This window comes from Sphingomonas sp. P4_G2 (assembly GCF_056401155.1).
In genome coordinates this window covers 62,699-84,191 of the sequence record NZ_JBFUJY010000005.1, presented here as the reverse complement: position 1 = coordinate 84,191, position 21,493 = coordinate 62,699, and the positions used below count along the sequence as shown (strand labels likewise).

The window sequence follows — 21,493 nt, the reverse complement described above, 5'->3', positions numbered from 1 at the left end:
CGAAAGCTGGGACCTTGTACCACTCGGACAATGCCCGGGCGGCTTGAGACCCCAGCTTTCGCTGGGGTGACGAAGTGGGCGAGACCACCTCTTGCTGTTTCAAACTAAACTGGAGGCGCGCGGATACAGGCGCTTCCTACAAAAAGCAACCGCCCCGGCGCCCTTTTTTTGGGCGCCGGGGCGGTCGTTTTGGGGATCAGCTTACTTGCTGATGCCGCTGACGATGCCCGAACCGACGGTACGGCCACCCTCACGGATGGTGAAGCGCTGGCCGACGTCCATGGCGATCGGCGCGATCAGCTTCACGCCCAGCGCGACGTTGTCGCCCGGCATGACCATTTCGGTGCCGGCCGGCAGCTCGACGGTGCCGGTGACGTCCGTGGTGCGGAAGTAGAACTGCGGACGATAGTTCGCGAAGAACGGCGTGTGACGGCCGCCTTCGTCCTTCGACAGGACGTACACTTCCGAGTTGAAGTCGGTGTGCGGGGTGATCGAACCCGGCTTGGCCAGAACCTGGCCACGCTCGACTTCTTCACGACCGACGCCGCGGATCAGCGCACCGATGTTGTCGCCGGCCTGGCCCTGATCGAGCAGCTTGCGGAACATTTCAACGCCGGTGACGGTGGTCTTGCGGACGTCCGGGTGGATGCCGACGATCTCGACTTCCTCACCAACCTTGACGATACCGGTCTCGACGCGGCCGGTCACGACGGTGCCGCGACCCGAGATCGAGAACACGTCTTCGATCGGCATCATGAACGGCTTGTCGAGCGGACGCTCGGGCTGCGGCAGATATTCGTCGACCGCCTTCATCAGCTCGAGAACGGCTTCTTGGCCGAGCTTCGCGTCCGAACCACTGAGCGCGGCAGTCGCCGAGCCCTTGATGATCGGAATATCGTCACCCGGGAAGTCGTAAGCCGACAGCAGCTCGCGAACCTCGAGCTCGACGAGCTCCAGGATCTCTTCGTCGTCGACCAGGTCGACCTTGTTCATGAACACGACCATCGCCGGCACGCCGACCTGGCGCGCGAGCAGGATGTGCTCGCGAGTCTGCGGCATCGGGCCGTCGGTCGCCGACACGACCAGGATCGCGCCGTCCATCTGCGCGGCGCCGGTGATCATGTTCTTCACATAGTCGGCGTGGCCCGGGCAATCGACGTGCGCATAGTGGCGGTTGGCGGTCTCATACTCGACGTGCGCCGTCGAGATGGTGATGCCGCGCTCACGCTCTTCCGGCGCCTTGTCGATGTTGGCGAAATCGACTGCGGTGCCGCCGGTGGTCTCGGCCAGAACCTTGGTGATCGCCGCGGTCAGCGACGTCTTGCCATGGTCGACGTGACCGATGGTGCCGATGTTCATGTGCGGCTTGTTCCGCTCAAACTTTGCCTTCGCCATTTTTCCCTACCTTCTGGAAAATCGTTTCGTGGGCCCGCTATCGGGACTCGCGCGAAGGCGGCCCAATAGCGGGTGTTTTTCAGTAATGCCAGCCCCGCGCGCTCAAGCGCCTCAGGCCAGCTTCGCCTTCACTTCATCAGCCACGTTCTGCGGCACTTCGTCATAGTGCGAGAACTGCATCGAGTAGCTCGCGCGACCCTGGGTGAACGAGCGGAGCTGGTTCACATAGCCGAACATGTTGGCGAGCGGGACCATTGCCTCGACGGTCTGCGCGTTGCCGCGTGCGTCGGTGCCCTGGATCTGGCCACGGCGGCTGTTCATGTCGCCGATGACGTCGCCCAGATAATCTTCCGGGGTGACGACTTCGACCTTCATGATCGGCTCGAGCAGCTTGATGCCGGCCTTCTGGGCCGCTTCACGCATCGCGCCACGCGCGCAGATTTCGAACGCCAGCGCCGACGAGTCGACGTCGTGATAGGCGCCGTCGGTCAGGTGGACTTCGAAGTCGATGATCGGGAAGCCGATCAGCGATCCGGTTTCCGCCGTCTCGCGCATGCCCTTCTCGACCGAGGGGATATATTCCTTGGGAATATTGCCGCCCTTGATCTCGTCGAAGAACTGGAAGCCCGAACCACGCTCACCGGGGACCACGGTCACCTTGACGCGGCCGAACTGGCCCGAGCCGCCCGACTGCTTCTTGTGCGTGTAGTCGATATCGACCTTCTTCCCCAGATATTCGCGATACGCGACCTGCGGGGCGCCGACATTGGCCTCGACCTTGAACTCGCGCTTCATGCGGTCGACCAGGATCTCGAGATGGAGTTCGCCCATCCCCTTGATGATGGTCTGGCCCGATTCGTGATCGGTCGACACGCGGAACGACGGGTCCTCGCGAGCGAGACGATTGAGCGCGACGCCCATCTTCTCCTGGTCGGCCTTGGTCTTGGGTTCCACCGACAGCTCGATGACGGGGTCCGGGAACTCCATCCGCTCGAGAATGATCGGCTTGTCGCCCGCGCACAGGGTGTCGCCCGTCGTGGTGTCCTTGAGACCGGCCAGCGCGACGATGTCCCCGGCAAACGCCTCGGTGATGTCTTCACGGCTGTTGGCATGCATCAACAGCATGCGACCGACCTTTTCCTTCTTGTCCTTGACCGAGTTGACCACCTGCGACGCGGCTTCGAGCTTGCCCGAATAGATGCGCGCGAAGGTCAGCGTGCCGACGAACGGGTCGTTCATGATCTTGAACGCCAGTGCCGAGAACGGCGCCTCATCCGACGACGGACGCTCGTCCGGGGTCTCGCCGTCGAGCTTGACGCCCTTGATGGCGGGAACGTCGAGCGGGCTCGGCAGATAGTCGACCACGGCGTCGAGCAAGGGCTGAACACCCTTGTTCTTGAACGCCGAGCCGCACAGCACGGGCACGAACGAGAAGTTCAGCGTGCCCTTGCGGATCAGCTTCTTGATCGTCGCGGGATCGGGCTCTTCGCCTTCGAAGAACTTCTCCATGACGGCGTCGTCCTGCTCGACAACGGCCTCGATCAGTTCGGCGCGCGCGGCAGCGGCGGCGTCCTTCAGGTCATCAGGGATGTCCCGATATTCGAACTTCGCGCCCAGCGACTCTTCGAGCCAGATGATCGCGCGGTTCTGGACGAGGTCGACCAGGCCCTTGAACCCGCCTTCGATACCGATCGGGAGATAGAGGACGAGCGGACGAGCGCCGAGACGATCCTTGATCATCTCCACGCAGCGCTCGAAATTGGCGCCGGTGCGGTCGAGCTTGTTGACGAAGCACATCCGCGGAACCTTGTACTTCTCCGCCTGACGCCACACGGTCTCCGACTGCGGCTCGACGCCGGCAACGCCGTCGAAACACGCAACCGCACCGTCGAGCACGCGCAGCGAACGCTCGACTTCGATGGTGAAGTCGACGTGGCCCGGCGTGTCGATGATGTTGATGCGATGCTCTTCGCCGTTACCCTCTTCGGCGCGCCAGAAGCACGTTGTCGCGGCCGACGTGATCGTGATCCCGCGCTCCTGCTCCTGCTCCATCCAGTCCATCGTCGCGGTGCCTTCGTGCACTTCGCCGATCTTGTAGGACTTGCCGGTGTAATAGAGGATGCGCTCGGTCGTCGTCGTCTTGCCGGCGTCGATGTGCGCCATGATGCCGATGTTGCGATAGCGGTCGAGCGGATGGCTGCGGGCCATGGTCGTAGCTTCCTTGGAATGTGGGGAGCCGGCCGATCCGGCTGCCCGCTATGTAGGTAATTAAATTACCAATGCCAGATCACCGGCCCCGCCGCAGCGGAACCGGCCGATCCAGTCTTATTACCAGCGATAATGGCTGAAAGCGCGGTTCGCTTCGGCCATGCGATGGGTGTCTTCGCGCTTCTTGACCGCGTTGCCGCGGTTGTTCGACGCGTCGAGCAGCTCGCCCGACAGGCGAGCCGACATGGTGTTTTCCGAGCGCGAACGCGCGGCCGTGATCAGCCAGCGGATCGCGAGCGCCTGAGCACGCTCCGGACGAACGTCGACCGGAACCTGGTAGGTCGCACCGCCGACACGGCGGCTGCGGACCTCGATGCCCGGCTTGATGTTGTTGAGCGCTTCGTGGAACACCGCGAGCGGGTCCTTCTTGGCGCGGGCTTCGACGGTGTCGAGCGCGGTATAGACGATGCCTTCGGCGACCGACTTCTTACCGTCCAGCATCACCGAATTCATGAACTTCGACAGCACCTCATCCCCAAACTTGGGATCAGGCAGGATTTCCCGCTTTTCGGGACGACGACGACGAGCCATCTTGAACTTTCCTTTACAAACTTCAGCCGATCCGGAACCCGTCCGGGGCTTACTCTGGCTGTGTGATTACTTCGGACGCTTCGCGCCGTACTTCGAACGGCTCTGCTTGCGATCCTTCACACCCTGCGTGTCGAGCACGCCGCGGAGCACGTGGTAGCGCACACCGGGAAGGTCGCGCACACGGCCGCCACGGATCAGAACCACCGAATGCTCCTGAAGGTTGTGGCCTTCACCGGGGATGTAGCTGATGACCTCGCGCTGGTTGGTCAGGCGAACCTTGGCCACCTTGCGCAAAGCCGAGTTCGGCTTCTTCGGAGTCGTCGTATAGACGCGGGTGCAGACGCCGCGCTTTTGCGGGTTCTGCTCCATCGCAGGGACCTTCGACTTGGCCTTCTGCGGATCACGGCCCTTGCGGACCAACTGGTTAATCGTCGGCATGAAGCCCTTCACCTTTATGTTACCAGAGACGTCTGGCGGTTACTTTGCCGGGAGCCATTGTTAGCGAATACGAAAAAGGACCGAGGGAGCGCCTTTCGGCTTCCCGGGTCCGTGTCTTCCGGCAACGTTCAGCTCTTACTCGCGCGGCAAAACTGCCGAGTGAGCGGGCGCGCCTATAGACGGGGAGTCGGAAACGGTCAACGGGGGTGAAAGAGCAATCCGAGCCCCGATGCCGCAATCGTGACAGCTATCAGGCGACCACCCCGATCCATATGGGAGCGATAATTCGATTTGGCGAGGGGAACCAGACGCCTCTACCCAGCTCGCCTTTACCGAGCGCTAACCGACGCACCGTAAGACGCCACCATGCAACGCGACGGCATCCACATTCCCGTAATGGCGGGTGCAGGCAGGCCGGCGCCCCATGCGATGATGCTGGCGCTCGCCGGCCTCGCCATTGCCAGCAGCCCGATCAACGCGACGTTGCTGCCGCTCATGGTCGGTTTCCTCATCGCACGGCGGGCGCTTCGGCTCTGGTTGATCGCCCCCTTCACCTTCCTGCTCGCCGAGACCGCGCTTCGATTCGCCGGTCTGCCCTGGACCGATCTGTCGACAGTCTATGTCGGCCTGGCCGGCGCATCGCCGCGGCTGTCGAACGATGCGCCGTCGGTATGGGCGATCCTTCAGGCGATGCCCTGGATCAATCACCTGCCCTTCGCCGGCCTCGCCTTGGCGTCAGCCATCGGCACCGCCGCCTGGCTGACCGCGCGTTTCGCGTGGCGCCGCCCAACCGATCGCGACATGGTGGCGAACGGCACGGCGACAAGCCTGATCCTGGTCGGGCTGCTGCCCGGCATGCACTGGAACAGCTTCCTCCCGGTCACCGCGCTCGCCGTGCTGACCGCGCTTCTGCTCGAGGACCGGCGATCCTGGACGGTCGCTGCCCTGGTCGTCACTGGAACGATGCTCGGGCTGGCCAGCCATCTAACCGGAATGGAGGCGTGGGCGATGGCAGGCGCGGTTCCGATGATTGGCGCCACTCTGCTACTTGGCCGCCAGTTCCTCGTCTCGCCCGCGAATGACAACGGCCTGCCGCTCAACCCGTTTCGCGCCTATCCCGCCTGATGCGGAGTTCGCTAGGCTGGCGCGCGAGACTCGGGATTCGCAAAGGGGGTATGGGATGTTCAACAAGCGGGACAACGCGCCGGCGTCGACCTATCAGCCCGCGGCCGCCACGGCGCGCCGGACCAACGGCAGCTCGGGTGCCGGCTTCTCGGTGATCGGTCCCGATGTCGTCGTGACCGGCAATGTCCGCGCTTCGGCTGATCTGCACATCGAGGGACGGATCGAGGGCGATCTCGATTGTGGCAGCCTGGTCGTCGGAAGCGAGGCGCTGATCCAGGGCCAGGTCCGCGCCGAGAATGCGCGCATCGCCGGCCGGATCGAGGGTGCGGTGTCGATCCGCCAGCTGACGGTCGAAGCGGGTGCGCGGATCACCGGCGATGTCGAATATGAGACGATCTCGCTTGAAACCGGCGCCCATGTCGACGGTCGCCTGAAGCATTTCTCCGCGCAGGCCGCCGCGGCGGCTGCGACGGTCACGCCGGTGCTGGGCGCGCCGCGCGAATTCAAGATGATCGACGCGCCGAGCGAAGAGGAAGCAGCCTGACTCCCTGCGATTAGATCGTCATGTTGTCGATCGCCGCGTCATAAGCGGTTTGGGCGCCGGCGATATCGATCGCGAAGCCGATCCACATCGCCATCAGCACGAGCACCGACACCCAGAAAGCGGGTGCGCGGACCGACACCTTGCGCAGCACGACGTGGCCGATGCTATGGACCACGCGCAGCGCGACATAGACCCAGGCGAGCGCCACCTGCGCATGGCCGGCCTGATGCGTGATCAGCAATAGCGGGATAAGGGCGAAGAACAGCACCGGCGCTTCGAACAGGTTGCGGAGGTTGTTCGCGGGCATCTCGACCGGCTGGAAATAGCGCATCGCTGCTTCGCCCGTCGCGAGATCGTCGGGGCGCGGCGGGTTTCTCTTCATGTGACCGGTCCGTGCGACCGCTACCCACACCATCACCACGAAGCTGAGCGCCGCGAGCGCGATCGCCGGCCACAAGATCGCGAAAGTCTGCATCCTCTTTGCTCCCCTTATTTGTTAGGATCAGGCTGCCCCAAGGCATGGAGGAATGGAATGGCGAAGTGGACATTGCCGATGGAGGGAGGATGCCGCTGCGGCGAGGTTCGCTTCCGGATCAGTGCGCCGCCGATGTTCACCGGAATCTGCCATTGCGCCGGATGCCAGAAAATGACCGGCGGCGCCTATTCGACCAGCGTGGCAGTGCCGCGCGGGGGATTCGCGCTGATCAAGGGCGAGACGGTGATCGGCGGGTTGCATGGCGAACGGCTGCACCATCAGCACTGCGATCGCTGCAAGAGCTGGGTCTATACCGATTTCGAGCCCGACATGGGCTTCGTCAACGTGCGCGCGACGATGCTGGACGATCCGAGCTGGGTTACGCCATTCGTCCAGAGCTACACCAGCGAGGCCTTGCCCTGGGCGCTCGTCGATGCGCCGCATTCGTACGCGCAATTCCCGTCGATGGAAGAGTATCAGCCCTTGCTCGCCGAATTCGCCAGGCTTTAGCTCGCCAACATCTCGGGATAGCCGTTCGGCGCGAGCGGCAGGATAGCTCGCGCGGTTATGCCGCTTGCGATCACCAGCGCCAGTGAAAGCGCGCTCGCGACCAGCATACGCCGCGGCGGCCGCGTTTCGACGAACAGCAGGATGACACCGAGCGCAGCTGCGATCATCGGCCACAAATGGTAACGCAAGTCAGCGGCGATGCTGATCGCGATGAAGCTCGCCTCGAGCGCGAGTGCAGATATCACCAGGGCCAATGCCAGATCGCGCAACGGCGAGGCGGCACGCCGTAGCGCCTCGACCAACGCGGCTACGGCGAGCGCCAGCCAGGCGATCGGCCAGCCGAGTGGCGTATCGGCCAGCGCCTTAGTCGTTTCGATCCACCATGACGCCGGCGGCCCGGGATCGCCCAACCCCTGCTTATTGGGCTGGGACTGCGACGGCGGCCAAGCGTCCATCAGCCCCCGGCCAACCAGCCAACGCTGCGTCATGTTGAAATGCGCCAGTCGATGCTGGGCATAGGCGACCGGATGGCGGATCGCGGCATAAGCAAGTTGCAGATACATCGCGCCGACCGGCTGGGACGCCAGATCCTCGATTGCGTCCGCGCATGGGCCATCGCCCAGCGTATCCCAGAAATAGGTCTTCACGCACCGACCGCGCCGCAGCGCCGCGATTCCCGCCGGATCGATCCCGGTCGCGTCAGTATCCCCGGTACGCACCGCGATGGCCGCGAGATCGAACAGCGGTTCGGTCGCGCGCACGCCACTCGGCGCTGCGCCAAACAGGTCGGCGTCGATCAACGGGGTCAGCGCGACAATCGCGGCTATCCCCGCGAACGCCAGCAACAGCCGCGCTGGCCAGCCTCCACGCGGCAGCAGCATCGCCGCCAGCGGCACGGTCGCGAACAACGCATTGGCACGGACCAATGTCGCATAGCCCAACAGGAGGATCGCGATCGCCACAGCAACCAGCGGCACGCGCCTACCGCGAAGGCGCCACCATCCGACGATGCCGACCGCCGCCAGCATCGCGGCAACCATCTGAACGTCCTTGAGCACGGCCCATTGCCACACCGCAAAGCCGGGGAGCGCACCGACTGCCAATACCAGCACCGCCGCGCGCGGACGGTCGGTTCGCGCCAATCCGCCGGCGATCAAGCCGAGCCCCAGCCAATAAAGCGCAATCTGCAGGGCCATCATCGGGCCGGCGCCACCGCCTAGGACATGGAGCAGCGACCAGAGTCGCGCCATGACCGGCGGATGCCAGTCGTCATACCGGCCGCTCAATACCTGCCGGAATTGCTCGACGCTGTCATATTGGGCGAGCCCCGGCCATCCCGCCGCGATCATCGTCGCGGCGAGTAGCAATGCCGCCCATAAGGGCCAGAATCGACCCAATTTCCCCATCTACACAGATCAGCACATCGCGCGCGGCGACGCGACTCCCAGCGGAGGGTTTGAGCGCGACCTCGCCCCGGTTGATCCGCGACCGGATAGATGCGGCCGGTGGTAAGTTCGTCCGCAGGCCGGATCGCGTCAGATGTGCAGCGCTCGACCGTAAGCGCCGAGCACGCTCTCGTGCATCATCTCGCTCAAGGTCGGGTGCGGGAACACCGTTTCCATGAACTCGGCTTCGGTCAGTTCGCCGGTCTTGCCGATCGTGTAGCCCTGGATCAGCTCGGTCACTTCGGCGCCGATCATGTGCGCGCCCAGCAATTCGCCGGTCTTGGCATCGAACACCGTCTTCACGAAACCCTCGGCCTCGCCCAGCGCGATCGCCTTGCCATTGCCGATGAAGGGGAAGTTGCCGACCTTCACCTCATAGCCGGCTTCCTTGGCCTTGGCTTCGGTCAGGCCGACGCTGGCAATCTGCGGATGGCAGTAGGTACAGCCGGGGATGTTCAGCGGGTCCATCGCGTGCGGATGCTTGCCGGCGATCGCCTCGACCGCGATCACGCCTTCATGGCTCGCCTTGTGCGCCAGCCAGGGCGGCTGCGTGACGTCGCCGATCGCGTAGAGGCCATCGACATTGGTCTTGCACATTCCGTCGGTGACGATGTGGCCGCGGTCAGTCTTCACGCCCAATTCTTCCAGGCCGATATTCTCGGTGTTGGGCAGGATGCCGATCGCGACGATGACGTGGCTGAACTCGGCGGTCGTAACCTTGCCGTCCTTGTCCTTGATCGACGCCTTCACGCCGCTGGCAGTAACGTCGAGCTTGTCGACGCCTGCCTTGGTCATGATCGTCATGCCCTGCTTCTTGAGCGCCTTTTCGAGAAAAGCGGAAACGTCGGCGTCCTCGACCGGGACCACCCGGTCGAGCATCTCGACCACGGTAACGTCCGCGCCCATGTCTTTGTAGAAGCTGGCGAACTCGATACCGATCGCGCCCGAGCCGATCACCAGCAGCTTCGACGGCATTTCGCTCGGCGTCATGGCGTGGCGATAGGTCCAGATGTGCTTGCCGTCGGTCTTGGCGAACGGCAGGTCGCGGGCACGCGCGCCGGTTGCGACGATGATGTTCTTCGCGGTCAGCTCGGTCGTCTTGCCGTCCTCCGCGGTGACGGTCAGTTTGCCCTTCCCCGTCAGCTTGCCGGTGCCCATGTGGACGGTGATCTTGTTCTTCTTCATCAGGTGCGTGACGCCCTGATTGAGTTGCTTGGCGACACCGCGCGAGCGTTTCACTACCGCGTCGAGATCGGCGCTGATCTTGTCGGCGACCAGCCCGTAATCCTTGGCGTGCTGCATATAATGATAGATTTCGGCCGAGCGCAGCAGCGCCTTGGTCGGAATGCACCCCCAGTTGAGGCAGATGCCGCCGAGCAATTCGCGCTCGACGATAGCGGTCTTGAGCCCGAGCTGTGCCGCACGGATCGCCGCGACATAGCCGCCGGGCCCGGAGCCGAGGACGATGAGGTCATAGGTTTCAGCCACTGGGGAGGTCCTTGCTTAGTATCGAAGAGAATATGGGAAGCGCGGAGGCATCAGACCATGTCCTGGCGAACATCACCAACGCCGACAAATACGAACCGCCCTTCCGCGACCTTAGCCATCGCCTCGCCATGACGGTCGCGCTTCCAGGCTTGGGTGGCGATGGTCAGCGAGGTACGCCCCTCGCCCACCACTTCGGCCCAGACAGACAATTCGTCGCCGATATCGGCGGGAGCCAGGAATTTGAAGCCGTCTGCGGCGACGACTGGCGCGCGCTTGCCGGTACGGCGCGAGGCTAGGCTGCCGCCGGCGAGCGACATCTGGCCGAACAGCCAGCCGACAAACGCGGTGCCATAGGGATTGGCGTCGGCGGCCATCACCGTCACGCGGATATCGGGCATGCGTTCGGGCGGAGAGACCGGCGCGCCGTTCATTCGACGATTACCGGCCGCGGTTTGCGATCCTGATCGATCGCGACGAACGTGAAGCGCGCTTCGGTCACCTTGCGGTGATCGTCGCGGTGGCGATCGCGCGCCCAGCATTCGACATCGATCGTCATCGAGGTGCGCCCGACCTTGGCCAGTTGCGCATAGACCGACACTTCGTCGCCGATATGGACCGGAGCGTGGAACTGCATGCCGTCCATCGCGATGGTGACGGCACGGCCGTGCGAGTGGCGCGCGGCGACCAGTCCGGCGGCGGAGTCCATCAGGCTCATCAGCCAGCCGCCGAAAATGTCGCCATAGGCATTGGCGTCGGCGGGCATCGCCGTGACCCGGATCGCGGGGTCACGCGCCGGCGGAGTGAACGAGGCAGAGGCGCTCACGCGTCGCGCCGCCCGGCGCGGTCGGCTCGCCACGAAAGGAGGAACGGCTTGAATCCGAAACCGATCACGAACGCCATCGCGACCAGGCCGATCGGCCAGATCGTCGCCGCACCCTGCGGATAGCCCCACGCCGCCGTCGCGGTGATGAGGTACGTCACGATCGCGCTGGCGACCATGTAACACGCCTCGGCAAGAGTCCGCGCGGACATCGTCCGTGCCTCAGGCAAGCATGCCGAGCGGTGCTTCGATCAGCGCCTTGAACGCCTGCATCAGCTCAGCGCCGTCGGCCCCGTCGATCGCACGATGATCGAAGCTGCCGGTCGCCGACATCACGGTGGCGACGCCCAGCGCATCGTCAACGATGTACGGGCGCTTCTCTCCAGCGCCAATCGCCATGATCATGCCCTGGGGCGGATTGATTACCGCCTCGAACTGCTTGATCCCGAACATGCCCATGTTCGAGATCGACGCGGTGCCGCCCTGATATTCCTCGGGTTTTAGCTTGTTGTCGCGGGCGCGCGTTGCGAGATCCTTCATCTCGGTCGAGATCGTCGCGACGCCCTTGGTATCGGCGTGGGTGATGATCGGCGTGATCAGACCCGAGGGTGTCGAGACCGCTACCGAAATATCCGCCCGCTGGAAGCTGATCAACTGGTCGGGCGTGAACATCACGTTGCACTTGGGCACCTGGATCAACGAGGCGGCGAGCGCCTTGATCAGCAGGTCGTTGACCGAGAGCTTCACGCCGCGCGACTCAAGACTCTTGTTGAGGTCGGCGCGCAGCTTGAGCAGCGCGTCGAGACGGATGTCGACCGTCAAATAGATGTGCGGGACCTGCTGCTTCGATTCGGTCAGGCGGCGCGCGATCGTCTTACGCACGTTCGACAGCTTGGTCGCCTCGTGCGGGATATCGGGGATCGCGGCGGGCTTGGCCGGTGCCGGCGCAGCCGCTGCCTCTGCCGGCGCGGCGGCTGCCGGGGCGGTGCCGGCCTTCGCACCCTCGACATCGGCGCGAACGATGCGGCCGTTGGGACCGGAGCCAGTCACCGATGCGATGTCGACGCCCTTTTCGGCAGCGACGCGGCGCGCGAGCGGGCTCGCCTTGACGCGGTCGCCCGCCGCAGCGGGCGCGGATGCTGGAGCAGGTGTCGCGGCTGGAGCTGCGGATGCAGGCACCGGCGACGGAGCGGGAGCAGCGTCAGCCTTCGGGGCTTCCGCTTTCGGCGCATCGGCCTTGGGGGCAGCCTTAGCGGCGGAGGCATCCTCACCCTCGACCGCCAGAATCGCGATGACCTGACCCACCTTCACATTGTCAGTGCCCTCAGGAACGACGATCTCGGCGATGACGCCTTCGTCGACGGCTTCGAACTCCATCGTCGCCTTGTCAGTTTCGATCTCGGCCATCAGGTCGCCCGACTTGACGGTGTCGCCGGCCTTGACCAGCCATTTCGCCAGCGTGCCCTCCTCCATCGTCGGTGAAAGTGCGGGCATCTTGATCTCGATGGGCATTCTGCGTCCTCTCGGGCGTCCTGGGGAGGCGGACTGTGAAGCGGCTCCTTCGCGCCCGGCACGCTTCGGGTCAAGACCGAGGTGCTTGCGCAGGCGTGCGTTCCGCGTCACCTATCGCACGAACGAGAGGAGCCGGGCGCGCATGCGCATCTATCTGGTGGTGGTCGACGACAGTCCCGAAGCCGAAGTCGCGTTGCGCTTTGCGGCGCGGCGCGCGGTCAAGACCGGCGGCGGCGTTGAGATCCTGTCGATCATGGAGCCGCAGGAATTCATCGCCTTTGGCGGCGTCCAGGCGACGATCGAGGCCGAAGCCCGGCAGCACGCCGAAGCGATCATCGCCGGTGCCGCGGGTACGTTGTTCGAGGAATCGGGGCTGAAGCCCGCCATCACGCTGAAACAAGGTGATGCGCCCAAGGTCATTCGCGAGGCGATCGAAGGCAATCCGGAAATCGCGGCATTGGTGCTGGGCGCAGCGCCGAGCGGATCGCCCGGGCCGTTGGTCAGCCACTTCGCGGGAAGCGAGGCGGGAACGCTGCCGGTCCCGATCATGGTGATTCCGGGCAGCCTGGATCGCGAGGCGATCGACCGCCTGAGCTAGGCGGCGCGACGTTCCTAACGAGCCGGCGGACGGATAATGATACCGTGGTCAAGGCGTTCGATTTCGACGCGATCGAGTTGTTCGATCAGGTCGGCGAACAAATTGTCATTCTCTATTGGGAAGTGGCGACTGAAACCGCTGCCCAGCACTTTAAGGTCGCGATCGGTCAAGAATCCGAACGCAACGACGCGTTCGGTGACCATGACGCGTACCTCCTGTTACAATAGCGAACGTATTAGAATCGCATTGGTGCCATCCGTTACAGAGGCGACGAATATTATTTATGCGCGCCACCTGGTTTCGGTGGTCGCTTGCCTAACCCCTTGGCACGGCGCAGTTACCAACCAACGAAAAGGGAGATAACAATGCGTAAAGCGCTGGTCGCCGTTCCATTTGCGCTGATCGCCGCCGCGCCGGCGGCCGAACAGCCCTCTACCGCCCAGCTCAAGGCAACCGTCACCGCGCTCGTCGCATTCGGCACCCGTCATTCGCTGTCGGATCCCGCCGATCCCAGGCGCGGTATCGGCGCGGCGCGCGCCTGGGCGAAAGCCCGGTTCGACGCGATCGGGGCGGCCTGCGGCGGATGCCTGACGAGCGAGACGATCGCGCGCAATTTCACCGGACCACGCGCGCCCAACGGCGTGAACATCGTCGACGTGCTGGGCATTCAGAAGGGCAGCGATCCAAGTCGTGTGATCATTGTCGGCGGGCATATCGATTCGATCGTCGGCGACGTCATGGATGCCAAGGCGGATGCGCCGGGCGCCAATGACGACGCATCGGGCGTCGCCGTCGTTCTGGAGGCAGCGCGTATCCTGTCGAAGCGGAAATTCCGCGCGACGATCGTCTATGCCGTGTTCTCCGGCGAGGAACAGGGATTGTGGGGCGGCAAGTTGCTCGCCGACACCGCCAAGGAGCGCGGCTGGCAGGTCACCGCAATGCTCAACAACGACATCGTTGGCAATTCGATCGGCAAGGACGGCGTGGTCGCCAACAAGAGCGTGCGCGTGTTCTCCGAAGGCATTCGCGACAGCGAGGATTTGAAAGCCGATCTCGCGCGACGGATGAACGGCGGCGAAGATGACGGCCCCAGCCGCGCACTGGCCAAGACGATCGACCAGGTCGCGGCGAGCATTCCCGGCGGGCTCGACGCGTTCATCGTGCGGCGACCGGACCGGTTCGGGCGCGGCGGTGATCACTTGCCCTTTCTAGAACTCGGCTACCCGGCGGTGCGCTTCACTGTCGCCGCCGAGCGCTGGGACGGACAGCACCAATATGTCCGGACCGAGAACGGCGTCGCTTATGGCGACACGATCGACAAGATGGACTTCGCCTATCTGGCCAAGGTGGCGGCGATCAACATCGCGACGATCCGCCGGCTCGCCGCCGCGCCTGCCGCGCCGGAAGGCGTGACTGTCCAGGGCGCCTTGTCGCGCGACACGACGGTGCGCTGGCAGCCGGTCGACGGTGCGGTGAAATATCGCGTGCACTGGCGCCGCGCCGACACACAGAATTGGACGACGAGCCGGGATGTTGCCGGCGCCACCGAATTGGTGCTGAAGAACGTCCCGATCGACGATAATTTCGTCGGCGTGTCGGCAGTGGCCGCCGACGGGTCGGAAAGTCTGGTGACGTTCGCCGGGCCTGCGCCGCGGCGGTAAGCAGAGCGCGCGGCACCTCTCCCCGCGCCGGACGATTTAAGTCACCGCGACCGCCCTCGCCCCGAAACTGGCCAGATAGCATCGAGCGTCTGGCCACGCACGACATGGTAATTGTCGTACAGGTTGACTGTCGGGTCGCAGTGCGGCGTGCGGAGGGAGACGCGATCACCGAGCGCGAGCGAGCCTGGCAGGGTCAGGACCGCGCCATGTTCGTCGCCCATCAGGAAGAAGCGCGCGCCGTCGGGAGCCCCGGTTTCCACCGAGGGTAGCGGCGCATCGGTCGCCATCGACTTGATCCCGGCGTCGAGCGTGAAGAGACCCGGCGTATTGGCGCTGATCACGCTGGTGTCGATCATCAGCGACGTGTCGAACGGGATCGGCGCGCCCTCTTCCCCGGTCAGATCGCAGGCGAGATATTCGTCGTCCATGAAAATGTACGAACCGACCTGGAGTTCAGTGAAGATGCCGAGGCCGGCATCGATGCGGTGCGTCCCCGTCCCGCCCCCGGTGACGATCTCCGGCGCGCCGCCGGCTTCGGTCAGCGCGGCGATGACGGTGCGGAGATAGTCGGCGCGCTCGCGCATCGCCGTTTCGCGCTCGGCATAGGCATGGATATGCTGGTGCGAGCCGCAATAGAATTGCACGCCGCGATAGACCAGCGCGGGTAGCGCGCGGATCGTCTCGAACAGTTCGACCGCGGTCTCGGGCGAGGCAACGCCGGTGCGGTGGATGCCGGGATCGACGTCGATGATCACCGACAATTTGGCGTCCCCTGCCCGCTCGACCGCCTGCGCGACGGCGCGCGCATTGTCGGGGTTGTCGACCACGGTCATCAGCTCCGCCGACCGCAGGTTGAGCGCTGCGAGCCGATCGACCGCAGGCGCCGGCACGACCGGCGACGTGATATGCAGCCCGGTGATGCCACCATCGGCCAGCGCTTCGGCCTCGCCGATCTTGGCGCAGCACAGCCCGATTGCGCCTGCCGCTATCTGGCGCTTGGCGATGTCGACGCTCTTGTGCGTCTTGGCGTGCGGGCGGAGCTTGAGTCCGTGAGCGGCCGCGAACATCGCCATCCGGGAGATATTGCTGTCCAGCCGGTCAAGATCGAGCACCAGCACCGGTGTGTTGAGATCATGGCGCGAACCCTGGCGGCCGATCAGATGGGCATGCAGTTCCTGGTCGTTCACAGTGGGTCAGCTCCGGACGGGAGGGGTCAGGCCGAACAGGCGCGCAAGGTCGTCATTGACGAACTTCTGGCCCGGATCGACGGTTTCGCGGACGCGCAGGAAATCGCCGGTGCGCGGATAGAGCCGCGCGACATCGTCGGCGGTCATGGTGTGGCGCTTGGCCCAGTGCGGGCGGCCGCCCGAGCTGCGCAGCACGGCCTCCATTTCGGTGAACAGATCGCGCCACGGCATCTTCGCATATTGGTGGAACGAGATGGAAGCGGCCGGGCCGGCGTGGAATGGGCTCATCCAGATGTCGTCGCCCGCGGTCAGGCGGAATTCGAATGGGAAAGCGACCGGCAGCTTGCGGCGGCGGATATAGGCGATCGCTTCCATCAGCGTCGGCAGCCCAGCAGCGCGCGGCACTTCATATTCCATTTCCTCGAACCGGATCGTGCGGTCGGACGGAAAGACGCGCCAGGCGGGCCCGACACGCTGGGTCGGCTTGGCGCTCATCTTCATCATGAAGCGCTGCAGCATGGGGATCAGCCTGGGCACACGCCGCCCGATTTCGCAGATATTGCGAAAGATCGATTCGTCGATGTCGGTGGTATGCTTGAGATCGCCGCTACCCTCGACCGGATGCAGCGTCTTGAAGATCACGTAATCGGCATAAGGGAAGACGAAGAACTCGAAATGGCGCGTGGCGGCGCCGAGTTCCTCCCAGCGCTCGGCCATTTCGGCAAGCGGGCGGCGTTCGATCCGCTCCTCGAGATAATAAGCCGGCAGGACGTTGATGCGGATCCGCGTGGCGACTCCGAACAGGCCGAGCGACAGGCGCTGCGCCTGATAGAGATCGGGATTTTGGTCGGGGCCGCATTCGACCAGGCTGCCATCGGCCAGCATCAGTTCGAAACCGCAGGCCTGAGTTGATAGGCTGCCGAGTTCGGCCCCAGTGCCGTGGGTGCCGGTAGCAGTGGCGCCGGCCAGGGACTGCGGGTTGATGTCGCCCTGATTGATCAGCGAAAGCCCCTCGGCCCATAATGCTTCGGTCAAGCGGTCGAGTCCCCAGCCGGCGGGTACCCAGGCGGTGCGGCGGTCAGACGCGATGTCGATCCCACCTTCGTAATCGCCCATGCTGAGCAAGGTGCCGGACGTCTCGCACAGCGGCATGAACGAATGACCGGCGCCGGTCACACGCACTTTGTCGGCCGCCTGGATCAGGCCCGCCAGTTCGGCACGGGTCTTTGGGCGCTCTATGCGCTGCGGACGAGCGGCGACGCTGCCCGACCAATTGTGCCAATCCATGCCTGCTCTCTCCATGGGCAGCGGTCAGTCGAAATGCTCGAGATAGCGTGCGAACATCAGGCACACTTCGCGGTTGATGATATCGGCGTCGCGGTCAGGTTCCTCGACGACCATCTCGCTTGCCGAGTAACCGAGCTCGACGATCAGGCGGCAGGCGACCTGCACCCGCCGCTCATCGCTATTGGGATATTGTCGGCGCAGCGTTTCGGCGAACGCGCTCGCCACCATGTCGCGCGAGCGGATGCGCAGATCGTTGAGCAAAGGTACCGCGCGCAACGCGCGGCCGATCGCGATGCCGCCGGGGAATTCGCGGTGGACCGCAACCATCCGCTCCTGGATCGCGATGCTCTTGGCCAGCCGTTCCTCGAACGTCGCGCCGGTCAGGCCGCCCTCGGCGACCCAGACGAGCACCTCATCGTCCTGCGCGCGCATCAGGCGGTCGCCAAGCTCCTTCAGCACCGCATATTTGTTGGGGAAATAGCGATAGAGCGCGGGCGGGGTCAGCCCGGCCCGCTGGCAGATCAGATTGGTGGTGAGCTGTTCGAAGCCGATCTCGCGCAGCAATTGCCCGGCGACGTCGAGGATCAGTTCAAACGTGTCCTGGCCACGCGCCTGGATCGGGCGATGCTTGGTCGCGAGTGGGATCGCTCGGCGGCGGCGCTTGCCGCCGGCAGTCTTGGCGGCAGGATCGGAAGGCGAAGATGCTGTGGTCATGCGGCGAGGGAGTGGCTTTTGGCCCGGACAAAGTACAGCAGCATGACAATGACGAGCGATGTCGCGAGGAGGCCGATGCCGAGGATCAGGCTTTGCCGTACATCCGCCTCACCGACGAACAGCGACGCCAGGAACGGGCCGGCGCTGCAGCCGAGCAGCGCCGCACCCGATCCGAACATCGCCGCGCGCCGCGTCGGGTCCGCTTCAATCGCCAGCGGCGTGAAGAAGGGCGAAGCGAACATCCACAGGAAGCCGAACATCGCCGACACGGTCAGGAAAATCGTGACGCCGGGCAGATAGGCGAAGACGACCATCGCCGCGCCCATGCCGAGCAGCGAGACGGCCAAGGTCGGTGCTGTCGGCAGACGTCCGGCCGCGAAGGTGGCGACCAATCCGCCCGCGACCTGCGCGCCGAGCGACAGCGCCATCGCCAGACCCGCAGTACCCGCGGGATGCCCCGACTGCCGCGACAATGGCTCGACATAGATCCACACCGCCAGAATGCCGGCATTGAACGCGAAGGCGGCGGCGAGCGCGACCAGCCCGCGCGTGCTCAGCCGCCCGGTCGGCTCATCAGGATCGACCGGCAGCACCGCCAGGCTGTTGGGCACCACCAGTCCGGCGAGCCCGGTCGCAATCCCGATAGCGGCCAACACCGCGAACCCCACTCCCACGCCCGCAGCTCCTTCGACCAAAGCGCCTAGCACCGCGACGATCACGGCTTGCGCCAGCGTCTGGACGGTCAGGTAGATCGCCGCCCAACGATCGGGTCGCGCCGAGCGCACGATCATCGCGGTCATCAGCCAGATCAGCGCGCCGCTTGGGATGCCGTTGAGGCCGCGGACGAGGACTACGGTCCAGCCATCGACGACGATCGATAATGCGTTGAGCCCGGCCATCGCTAGCCCGCACAGGATCGTCAACAACCGTAGGTTCCTGATGCCGTAGAGCGGTCCGGTCAGTCCTGCCGCCACACCCATCGCCAGCAATTCGGCGGTCCCCGCCTGGCCGAGTTGCGCCGGGCTGATCCGGCCGGATGCTTCGAGCCCACCGAGCAGCAACGGGCCAACCCCGGCAAACAGGATGCCCGCGACGCCCGCGAACAAGATGGCGCCGATCTGTGCCGCGCCAGGGCGCGGGCCGATCCAGCCATAATCGCTCTCGCTGGCGATGACGGTCATCCCGGCACTCCCCTCAGTAATGCGCGCGGAGATAGAGGCCGTAAGTGCGCGGCGGCCCGACGCTGACGACATCGAAGCCCAGGCTCGCGATCGGCGTGATGTCTGAGATGTTGGTCTCCCCGAAGATGTTCTTACCCCACACGCCGATCTCGAGCTTGTCGCGAACGAGCTGCACGCCCAGTCGCCCATCGACATAGACCCTGGCTTGGTCGCTCAATCGCGGCGTGTTGGCGGTATCGAAGAACACCTTGCTGCGATAGCTCGCGCTGACATTCGCGACGATCGCACCGAACGATACCGGCTGGGTATAATCCACCGCAGTCTGGACACTGATCTTGGGTGCCGACGGCAATGTGTTGCCCGAATAATCGGCGCCAGCCGACACGAAGTTTCGGTAGGTCGCGTTGAGATAGGCCGCGTTCATCGAAATGGTCAGGCCACGCGCCGGCGTGGCCTCGAGTTCGAGTTCGCCGCCGTACATGCGCGCGGCGGACGCGTTGGTGAACAGCTGGCGCGTGATGAAGCCATCGATCACCGTCGTGTACACCTGAAGGTTCTGATAATCGTAATAGAAGGCAGCCAGGTTGGCGCGCAAAGTGTGGTGGAGCAATTCGGCCTTCAGGCCGGCTTCATAGGCATTGACGGTCTCGTCCTTATACGGCCCGATATCGGCGATATTGCCGGTCTGACCGCTGAAGAAGCCGCCGCTTTTCGTCCCGCGGCTATAGCTCGCATAGGCGTTCACATCGGGCGTGAAGCGATATTGCAGCCCGAATTTGCCCGACACGGAATCGAAGGTCTTCGAGCCATCGAAGGTGAAGAACGGTGTGCCGGTGTTCGTCTCTCCGCTAAAATAGTGGAAATCCTTGTGATCGGCCGAATAGCGCAGGCCCACGGTTGCGGTCAGCCGGCTGGTCAGATCGTAATCGAGCTGGCCGAACGCGGCATAGCTGTCGGTCTTCTGCGCCAGCGGCCAGACGAAACGCCCAATTCCCGATAGGGGGTCGGCGGGCAGGATCGCCAGCACGTCATAAGCCGAATTGTTGGTCAGGTCGTCATGGGCGTAATAAAGCCCGAACACGTAACGCAGCGCCGGCTTGCCGCTCGATTGCAGGCGCAATTCCTGGCTGAACGTGTTCTGCCGCGCGATATAGCTGGCGGTAATCACCGGCAGCGGGTTGGCGTCGGTCTCTTCCTGGTCGTTACGCTTGGCATGCTGATAGCCGGTCACCGCGACAATGTCGGCCGCGCCGAGATTGATGGTCAGCGTGTTGGCGACGGTGAAGAGGTTGACCCGATCCTTCCCGTCGAAGCTGTAATCGCCCTCATAGAGGTTCTTGCTGGCATTGGCGTAGCCGAGCACGTTGGTGCAGTTCGCAGTGCCATAATAAGCCGGCGCGCAAAGGCCGTCGGGGCCAGCAACGTCCGGGCTGACCGGGAACAGGGTGCGGTTATAGGCCCAGATCGACCCGCCGCGAGACTTGCCGATGGTAACGACCAGATCGTCGGTGATCGAACTCGACGGGGTGAAATGGACGCTGCCACGTACCGCCCAGCGATCGGCGTTGTTGCCGCGATTGCCGGTCAGCCGGTTGACCGAATAGCCATCGTCGCGCTGGTAGATGCCGGCGACGCGCACCGAGAGCAGGTCCTTGGCTAGCGGCAGGCTGACTCCGCCCTGGAGGTTGACCGAGTTGAACCGGCCATATTCGGCCAGGAAATCGGCTTCGACATCGTTGCCCGGCTTGCGGCTGGTGACGTTGACCGCGCCACCCGTGGTGTTGCGGCCGTAGAGCGTACCCTGGGGCCCGCGCAGAACCTCGGCCTGTTGCAGGTCGAAGAACGCGAAGCGCTGCGCCAGCGGCGAGCCGACATAAACGCCATCGGCATAGATGCCGACCGCGCTGGCGGTTGCCGGGTTGAAGTCGTTGACGCCGACGCCGCGGATGAAGATGCGCGGATTGGCGCCGTTATCGTCCGATTTGATCTGAAGACCCGGAGTTGCATTCGACAAATCGACGAGGTCGAGGATGCGCTTGTTCTCGAGCGTCTTGCCGGTCACCGCACTGACCGCGACCGGCACATCCTGGAGATTTTCGGCGCGCTTCTGTGCCGTGACGATGATGTCGTCGACCCGCGGCGCATTATCGTCGGGAGGCGTGGTTGCCGCCGCCGGAGGATTGCCGGGCGGCGTGTCCTGCGCCGATGCCGATCCGACCCATGCAAGGGCCGCAAGCGAAACTCCAACCCCGACTGCTCGACGCATAACCACTCCTTTTCGAGTGAGGATGCCTAACGGTAGCATGAACTATCG

22 protein-coding genes are annotated in these 21,493 nt (G+C 64.4%); 5 read left to right on the top strand and 17 right to left on the bottom strand.

Annotated elements, in window-relative coordinates:
* Positions 1-201: 201 nt before the first annotated feature.
* From tuf to rpsL, 4 genes are all read right to left on the bottom strand, one after another.
* On the bottom strand, positions 202-1,395 hold the full coding sequence (tuf, locus tag AC1DRD_RS14910) for an elongation factor Tu (RefSeq protein ID WP_066803623.1): 1,194 nt from the start codon (positions 1,393-1,395) through the stop codon (positions 202-204).
* A gap of 111 nt (positions 1,396-1,506) precedes the next feature.
* Entirely contained in the window at positions 1,507-3,603 is a 2,097-nt protein-coding gene (gene fusA / locus AC1DRD_RS14905; RefSeq protein WP_478028734.1) for an elongation factor G, read from the bottom strand.
* Positions 3,604-3,723: 120 nt separating this feature from the next.
* Positions 3,724-4,194 (bottom strand): 30S ribosomal protein S7, encoded by a 471-nt coding sequence (rpsG, locus tag AC1DRD_RS14900; RefSeq protein WP_478028733.1) that lies wholly within the window; start codon positions 4,192-4,194, stop codon positions 3,724-3,726.
* Positions 4,195-4,260: 66 nt separating this feature from the next.
* Entirely contained in the window at positions 4,261-4,632 is a 372-nt protein-coding gene (gene rpsL, locus AC1DRD_RS14895) for a 30S ribosomal protein S12 (protein WP_022691828.1), read from the bottom strand.
* A gap of 366 nt (positions 4,633-4,998) precedes the next feature.
* Between rpsL and AC1DRD_RS14890 the strand changes: the two genes are divergently transcribed.
* Together AC1DRD_RS14890 and AC1DRD_RS14885 are read left to right on the top strand one after the other, a co-directional pair.
* A complete protein-coding gene (locus AC1DRD_RS14890) occupies positions 4,999-5,757 on the top strand; it encodes a hypothetical protein (RefSeq protein ID WP_478041957.1) in 759 nt (252 codons plus the stop codon).
* 55 nt (positions 5,758-5,812) lie between these two features.
* Complete coding sequence (locus tag AC1DRD_RS14885) at positions 5,813-6,301, top strand: bactofilin family protein (protein WP_478028731.1); 489 nt, start codon at positions 5,813-5,815, stop codon at positions 6,299-6,301.
* A gap of 10 nt (positions 6,302-6,311) precedes the next feature.
* On the opposite strand, the gene AC1DRD_RS14880 is transcribed toward AC1DRD_RS14885, so the two are convergent.
* Positions 6,312-6,776, bottom strand: coding sequence for an MAPEG family protein (locus tag AC1DRD_RS14880; protein WP_478028730.1), 465 nt, complete (start codon positions 6,774-6,776; stop codon positions 6,312-6,314).
* 57 nt (positions 6,777-6,833) lie between these two features.
* Between AC1DRD_RS14880 and AC1DRD_RS14875 the strand changes: the two genes are divergently transcribed.
* Positions 6,834-7,286, top strand: coding sequence for a GFA family protein (locus AC1DRD_RS14875; RefSeq protein WP_478041956.1), 453 nt, complete (start codon positions 6,834-6,836; stop codon positions 7,284-7,286).
* Here the strand turns inward: AC1DRD_RS14875 and AC1DRD_RS14870 are convergent.
* From AC1DRD_RS14870 to AC1DRD_RS14845, 6 genes are all read right to left on the bottom strand, one after another.
* A complete protein-coding gene (locus tag AC1DRD_RS14870) occupies positions 7,283-8,683 on the bottom strand; it encodes a hypothetical protein (RefSeq protein WP_478041955.1) in 1,401 nt (466 codons plus the stop codon). The genes AC1DRD_RS14875 and AC1DRD_RS14870 overlap by 4 nt on opposite strands.
* A gap of 138 nt (positions 8,684-8,821) precedes the next feature.
* Positions 8,822-10,219, bottom strand: coding sequence for a dihydrolipoyl dehydrogenase (gene lpdA, locus AC1DRD_RS14865; protein WP_478041954.1), 1,398 nt, complete (start codon positions 10,217-10,219; stop codon positions 8,822-8,824).
* A gap of 50 nt (positions 10,220-10,269) precedes the next feature.
* Positions 10,270-10,650 carry an acyl-CoA thioesterase gene (locus AC1DRD_RS14860; RefSeq protein WP_478041953.1) on the bottom strand — a complete coding sequence of 127 codons (381 nt, stop codon included), beginning with the start codon at positions 10,648-10,650 and terminating at the stop codon, positions 10,270-10,272.
* Complete coding sequence (locus AC1DRD_RS14855; RefSeq protein WP_066816801.1) at positions 10,647-10,982, bottom strand: acyl-CoA thioesterase; 336 nt, start codon at positions 10,980-10,982, stop codon at positions 10,647-10,649. Before AC1DRD_RS14855 ends, AC1DRD_RS14860 begins: the two co-directional genes overlap by 4 nt.
* 56 nt (positions 10,983-11,038) lie before the next feature.
* Positions 11,039-11,251 (bottom strand): hypothetical protein, encoded by a 213-nt coding sequence (locus tag AC1DRD_RS14850; protein ID WP_478041952.1) that lies wholly within the window; start codon positions 11,249-11,251, stop codon positions 11,039-11,041.
* Positions 11,252-11,261: 10 nt separating this feature from the next.
* A complete protein-coding gene (locus tag AC1DRD_RS14845; RefSeq protein ID WP_478041951.1) occupies positions 11,262-12,551 on the bottom strand; it encodes a pyruvate dehydrogenase complex dihydrolipoamide acetyltransferase in 1,290 nt (429 codons plus the stop codon).
* Between the two features lie 142 nt (positions 12,552-12,693).
* On the opposite strand from AC1DRD_RS14845, the gene AC1DRD_RS14840 reads away from it, so the two are divergent.
* A complete protein-coding gene (locus tag AC1DRD_RS14840; RefSeq protein ID WP_478041950.1) occupies positions 12,694-13,149 on the top strand; it encodes a universal stress protein in 456 nt (151 codons plus the stop codon).
* 14 nt (positions 13,150-13,163) lie between these two features.
* On the opposite strand, the gene AC1DRD_RS14835 is transcribed toward AC1DRD_RS14840, so the two are convergent.
* Positions 13,164-13,352 (bottom strand): hypothetical protein, encoded by a 189-nt coding sequence (locus AC1DRD_RS14835; protein WP_478041949.1) that lies wholly within the window; start codon positions 13,350-13,352, stop codon positions 13,164-13,166.
* 162 nt (positions 13,353-13,514) lie between these two features.
* Between AC1DRD_RS14835 and AC1DRD_RS14830 the strand changes: the two genes are divergently transcribed.
* On the top strand, positions 13,515-14,810 hold the full coding sequence (locus AC1DRD_RS14830) for a M20/M25/M40 family metallo-hydrolase (protein WP_478041948.1): 1,296 nt from the start codon (positions 13,515-13,517) through the stop codon (positions 14,808-14,810).
* Positions 14,811-14,851: 41 nt separating this feature from the next.
* On the opposite strand, the gene AC1DRD_RS14825 is transcribed toward AC1DRD_RS14830, so the two are convergent.
* Genes AC1DRD_RS14825 through AC1DRD_RS14805 form a run of 5 tightly spaced genes read right to left on the bottom strand, consistent with a single transcriptional unit; the run spans position 14,852 to position 21,445 of the window.
* Positions 14,852-15,997, bottom strand: a complete 1,146-nt coding sequence (locus tag AC1DRD_RS14825; protein WP_478041947.1) for a DSD1 family PLP-dependent enzyme — start codon at positions 15,995-15,997, stop codon at positions 14,852-14,854.
* A gap of 6 nt (positions 15,998-16,003) precedes the next feature.
* The gene (locus AC1DRD_RS14820) at positions 16,004-17,284 is read right to left on the bottom strand and encodes a D-arabinono-1,4-lactone oxidase (protein ID WP_478041946.1); all 1,281 of its coding nucleotides are present in this window, start codon (positions 17,282-17,284) and stop codon (positions 16,004-16,006) included.
* A 24-nt stretch (positions 17,285-17,308) separates the two neighbouring features.
* Positions 17,309-17,998, bottom strand: a complete 690-nt coding sequence (locus AC1DRD_RS14815; RefSeq protein ID WP_478041945.1) for a TetR/AcrR family transcriptional regulator — start codon at positions 17,996-17,998, stop codon at positions 17,309-17,311.
* A complete protein-coding gene (locus AC1DRD_RS14810; RefSeq protein WP_478041944.1) occupies positions 17,995-19,179 on the bottom strand; it encodes an MFS transporter in 1,185 nt (394 codons plus the stop codon). The genes AC1DRD_RS14815 and AC1DRD_RS14810 overlap by 4 nt, the downstream gene beginning before the upstream one ends.
* Positions 19,180-19,192: 13 nt before the next feature.
* The gene (locus tag AC1DRD_RS14805) at positions 19,193-21,445 is read right to left on the bottom strand and encodes a TonB-dependent receptor (protein ID WP_478041943.1); all 2,253 of its coding nucleotides are present in this window, start codon (positions 21,443-21,445) and stop codon (positions 19,193-19,195) included.
* Between the last annotated feature and the right edge of the window lie 48 nt (positions 21,446-21,493).